6 protein-coding genes are annotated in these 4802 nt (G+C 34.3%); 1 reads left to right on the top strand and 5 read right to left on the bottom strand.

Annotated features, from left to right (window positions below):
* Nucleotides 1-55: 55 nt before the first annotated feature.
* Nucleotides 56-601, top strand: a complete 546-nt coding sequence (locus LF845_RS11520) for a helix-turn-helix domain-containing protein (protein WP_242821160.1) — start codon at nt 56-58, stop codon at nt 599-601.
* A 2-nt stretch (nt 602-603) separates the two neighbouring features.
* Here LF845_RS11520 and LF845_RS12060 read toward each other — a convergent pair whose 3' ends face one another.
* Genes LF845_RS12060 through LF845_RS11495 form a run of 5 tightly spaced genes read right to left on the bottom strand, consistent with a single transcriptional unit; the run spans nt 604 to nt 4753 of the window.
* Nucleotides 604-1764 (bottom strand): transglycosylase SLT domain-containing protein, encoded by a 1161-nt coding sequence (locus LF845_RS12060; protein ID WP_242821159.1) that lies wholly within the window; start codon nt 1762-1764, stop codon nt 604-606.
* A 1-nt stretch (nt 1765) separates the two neighbouring features.
* Complete coding sequence (locus LF845_RS11510) at nt 1766-2158, bottom strand: hypothetical protein (RefSeq protein ID WP_242821158.1); 393 nt, start codon at nt 2156-2158, stop codon at nt 1766-1768.
* A 51-nt stretch (nt 2159-2209) separates the two neighbouring features.
* A complete protein-coding gene (locus LF845_RS11505) occupies nt 2210-2779 on the bottom strand; it encodes an LPP20 family lipoprotein (protein ID WP_242821157.1) in 570 nt (189 codons plus the stop codon).
* 29 nt (nt 2780-2808) lie between these two features.
* Nucleotides 2809-4251, bottom strand: coding sequence for a hypothetical protein (locus LF845_RS11500; protein WP_242821156.1), 1443 nt, complete (start codon nt 4249-4251; stop codon nt 2809-2811).
* A complete protein-coding gene (locus LF845_RS11495) occupies nt 4241-4753 on the bottom strand; it encodes a hypothetical protein (protein WP_242821155.1) in 513 nt (170 codons plus the stop codon). The genes LF845_RS11500 and LF845_RS11495 overlap by 11 nt, the downstream gene beginning before the upstream one ends.
* Nucleotides 4754-4802: the final 49 nt, after the last annotated feature.

The following is a 4802-nucleotide window of genomic DNA, read 5'->3' as shown; positions in this document are numbered from 1 at the left end:
GTATTTAGTTAAAATTCCCTTGACTATTTAATTTTTGTTTAATATAGTGAACTCCATGAGTTTAGGAAAAAAGATTCAAAAACTAAGAAAAGAGAAAAAACTTACATTACGACAACTAAGCAAAGAGTCAGGTTGCTCCCTTGGTTTTTTATCCCAAGTGGAAAGGGACTTAGTTTCCCCTACCATCGCATCATTAAAAAAGATTTCAGATGCGCTTGATGTTAATGTAATCCATTTTTTTGACGACTCTATCAGCAGCCAAAGGGTAGTTGTCAGAAAAAACGAAAGAAACAAGATGGTCAACCCTAAATCTAAAGTAACATATGAGCTTCTAAGGCCTCAATTTTCAGAAACAGAACTTGAAGCATTGTTTATGCATCTTGAGCCCGGTGCATATAGTGGTAATGAATCACATACACATAACGGAGAAGAATTTGTAATTGTCCTAAAAGGTAAACTTGAAATTCAGGTTAACAATGAGATTTTTACATTAGAAGAAGGCGATTCGGCAGTTTATAAGTCAAATCATCCGCACAGTTGGAGAAACCCCACAAATGAAGTAACGGAAGTGCTTTGGGTAAACCACCCACCTACATTTTAAAGTTATAAGGCAGCTTCATAAACTTTTATTTTATCCAACACCTTATCAAGATATCTTTTTGTTTCATCATACGGCAAACTTCTCTTTAATGTCCTATACACATCATCCGGACTCATTCTGTTAATCACATTAACTGCAGCAGAAATATTATAGCTTCCTACAAAAGCCTTGGCAACATTGCCAGAGCCTGTATTATACGCTGCTATACTGCAATAGAGTCTGCTTGTAGGATTTTTTATATCTTTGAGATATGAATAGTATAAAATTCTAAAATAGGCTGCACCGATTTTTATATTATTATCAGGATTATAAAGATATGATGGAGCCAATATTTTTTCCTTACCAAACAAAAACTTTGTAGCATCTGCACCAGCCGTCTTTGGGACAATTTGCATTAAGCCGTAAGCAGGGACATAGGACTTTGCTAAAGGATTAAAATAGCTCTCATTATGAATTATAGAAAAAATAACTTCCGGTCTGATTCTATGAACACCAGCATAGTTAAAAACATACTTTTTCACAAAATTTACTTTTTCTTTCAAGTCTTTATTAGGTAGATTTATTTCTACCCTTAAAACTTTACTATCTTTACCATCAACCTCTTTTATGTCAGAAATCTTTATATTCTCTCTAATTTTTTCTAAATCTGTTTCCTTGGCAATATAAGGGGAAAGCACATTTACTTTAGGGATATCACCCGTGACAACAATATTTGACTTCTTACTCAATCTTCTTTCCACATTTTTTGATACTTGGTCCCGTTCAAATGCGGTCACAAGATTCTCATTAATAGTATCCTCAACTAATTCTTGTACTTTACGTATACTAGAAGTTTTATCAGATAAGTTATCAACCTTTACCTCTACAATTAGCCTGTCATTTTCATAATCAACTATTTTTCTACTTTTCTTATCCTGAGAATATTCAACAAAAATTTTGTTATTTGAAATTTTCAAATCGCTCCAATATGCGCCAATCTCTTTTTTATAGTTTTGTAATTCTTCATCCAAGATTCTCTTATAGTTTTCAAACTCTTCATCCAATTGCTTTTTATAACTATCAAACTCACCTAAAAAATTATCTTTAAACTGCTCAAATTCGTCAGCTTGCACACTTGTAAATACAAACAGACAAGCCAAAATTAAAAACAATAGTTTTTTCACACTATTCCTCACACATTAAAACAAAAAGCTCTTCTTTGTAAGGGTCAAGCCATATCTCTTTGATTTTGGCACTAACAGTTTGCCCTTTGGTTGTTTGAACACTATACACCATCATCTTAGAATTAGCTGAGTTAGAGCTTCCATACATAAGATGCTCCACATCAACATTCACAGACACATTCTTCTGTCTTGCTATCCCCTCTATTGCCCTTGAAATTGCCAAAGCCCTTTGGTAAGGCTTCCCTCTAATATGCGGAAGTGAGCTTCCTACATAACAAATCCCATTTGAAGAAGGGACATTAAAAATCCAGTCGGGATACTGTGACTTTTGAACACCCTGTTGATTATTTGCACACCCAACAATAAACATCAAAACAATAACCCAATATTTCATACCTCACACCCCAAAAATAAATATGCGGCAAGAAAACTTGCCGCACATAAATTACTTGCTAAATTCTTTCTGTATTTCAGCATCAAGCTCATCTTGGGCTTTTTTAGCCAAGAATTGCTGCCACAAAGCCTGCTCATTCTTCAAGCTGGATTTAACACTGTCAGCTACAGACTTTTGAACAACTTGCGGGTCTAAAACTACAAGCACGTAGTACTCATTACATGGAGAAATCCATACATTTTTAGCCTTTGAACCTTCAAGTGTCTGATTGGCAACCTGCTTAGAAACATTTGCAGATACCTTATCAACTGTCTCAGCATCCCCAACTCCGGTTACCTGAGTAAAGTTTTTAAACATGTTTTTCACTTTTACGCTTAAAGTTCTTGCCATTTCATCTCTTGCATTAGCAATTGCTTCAGTCCTTGCAAATTGAAGACCTGCTGCACCGATTTTTGCTGCACCAAGTCCGGTAAGACCACCCTCCATTGTTGGATCAATTACCCAAGCAGGTGCACCTTCAAGGCATGGGTTTTTCAATGGCTCAGGCCCTTTTTTAGCACAGCCAGAAAACATAAAAATTCCTACTAACACTACCAAAACCAAATACAATGTTTTTCTCATACCTACCTCCTTTTTGTTTTCCCTAAAATCTATTTTACTACTTTAGGTTTATACTTAGCAACGATAGGCATTGTCATACCTATATTAGCATTAATATATGTAGGGTCAGCCACATAATATTTCTTATTATTATATATCACATAATCACCTTCTATGTCATCTTTTAATTGTATCGCAGTAGCTACATGACCGGGATAGTCAAGCAAAACAACATCCAACCCTAAAATATTTTTTACAAGATAATAATACAAAATTGATCTGTCCTCGCAATCTGAATACGGATAGTATATAGTCTCATCCGGGACAAAATATTTTTCATACCCAAACTGCTCAATATCTGTTTTGTAAGCAAATGCTGTCTGAACAAACCTCAATATAATATTTGCTGCATCCACAACAGGTTTCCCTTTTACAATCTTAGACAGTTCTTCAGCCAACGTATAGGCTGTTTTTTGGGACACACCTGAATTCTCATATACATTGAGCTCAGTCTGAGGAAATAGTTTATAGAAACCAACATAACTATTATCATAAACTAAATTTATTTTATATTTTTTATTATTATAAGAAAATGTTAGCTGTTTTACCCCCTCATTGAAAGGCAACAAAGGCTTTTCTGCATCAATTTTTAAAACGGATTTGCTGCCAGGATATGACCCATCATATGTCCTAATACTTTTAAGAAAAACCCTTGTTTCAAGGGTGTCAACAGCGTAATACCTTCTACCATCGAGCACAAAGTATGTCACACCAAATATCTTTTTGTCTGACGGAACAAGAAGATAAATTTTATTATCCTCTATACCTACCCTAACATCATAACCTAACTTTGCCAAAACAAACCATGACAAAAGATTAGCCCTATTGAAGTCATTATTGCATATACTTAGTGAAGCTGACTTGACAAATACCACAGTCCCCCAATCACCCAAATTAAGAGATTTAATAGCTCCTTTAACAGACTCAACAAATATGTTAAAATCACTTTTGGCTGCCTTTTCCCAAAATTTAGCAATTTCATCATTGTTGACACCATTTAAATAATCGCTCACCATATCTTTATCATACTTTAACGTTACATCCACTCCATAAAATACAAACTTATGAATTATCCCTTTATCTTCAACCACAACAGGTGGCACAACTACCTCCACCGGCTTTTCTACTTCAACAGGCGGCTTTACCTTTTCAGGGCCAACGGTTTCTTCAGACGGTTTTTTAACCACAAGAGGTTTTTGCTCTTCAATTTTAGGTACAGTTACAGGTTTTGGAGTCTCATCTTGAGGAATCCCTTTAAACATCTGATAATCCTTCCACTCCTTCTGCAAAAACTCAGTAAATTCCCTATCCCTCTCCTCTTTAAACTGATTATACTCACTCATCTGCTGATTCAAATATTTCATAAACTCTGAATCAACAGCAAACGACACACTGCCAACCAACACAAATAACATTAAGATTTTAATTTTCATTTTCCAATTCCTCAAAGGCACCTTTTGACCTTTTAATTGACAAAGTCTTTTTCAACTCATCTACTTTTGTTTTTTCAAACTTCAAAAGCTTATCCCTTTCGATGCATACTCTTGCAAAAGCTATATTATGCTTCTTATTATAATCTATATTTTTAAAGTTTGCATTTTTTAAAATAAAAATTTCGTAATCTTTATCTTTCAAAAATGTTTCAAGAAATTCTCTCTCATCATCTGTAGCATTTTTGATATTTTCATTAACAACAATAACTAATATATCCTCAACTCTTTTCTTTAATGTCTTGAGAGATTTTTCCTGCGTAATATCAATAGATGCCATATTTCCATATTCATAACTACTTGAGCAAATCTCCTGTCTTGTCTCCTTCATATACCACGATGGTGCTCCGTCTATTGAAATGTCAGAGCTGTTTAAAATCTGCCCAAATATAAAACTTGTTAAAGTTTTAACAAGTGATAATGCAATAGCATCAAAGCCTACCATAATTATATTTTAGCACTCTTTTTTTCCCGAATCAACCGAAATAAATTAA

The organism is Deferrivibrio essentukiensis (assembly GCF_020480685.1).
In the GTDB taxonomy this organism is placed as follows: domain Bacteria; phylum Chrysiogenota; class Deferribacteres; order Deferribacterales; family Deferrivibrionaceae; genus Deferrivibrio; species Deferrivibrio essentukiensis.
This window is presented reverse-complemented; position numbering and strand designations above follow the sequence as displayed.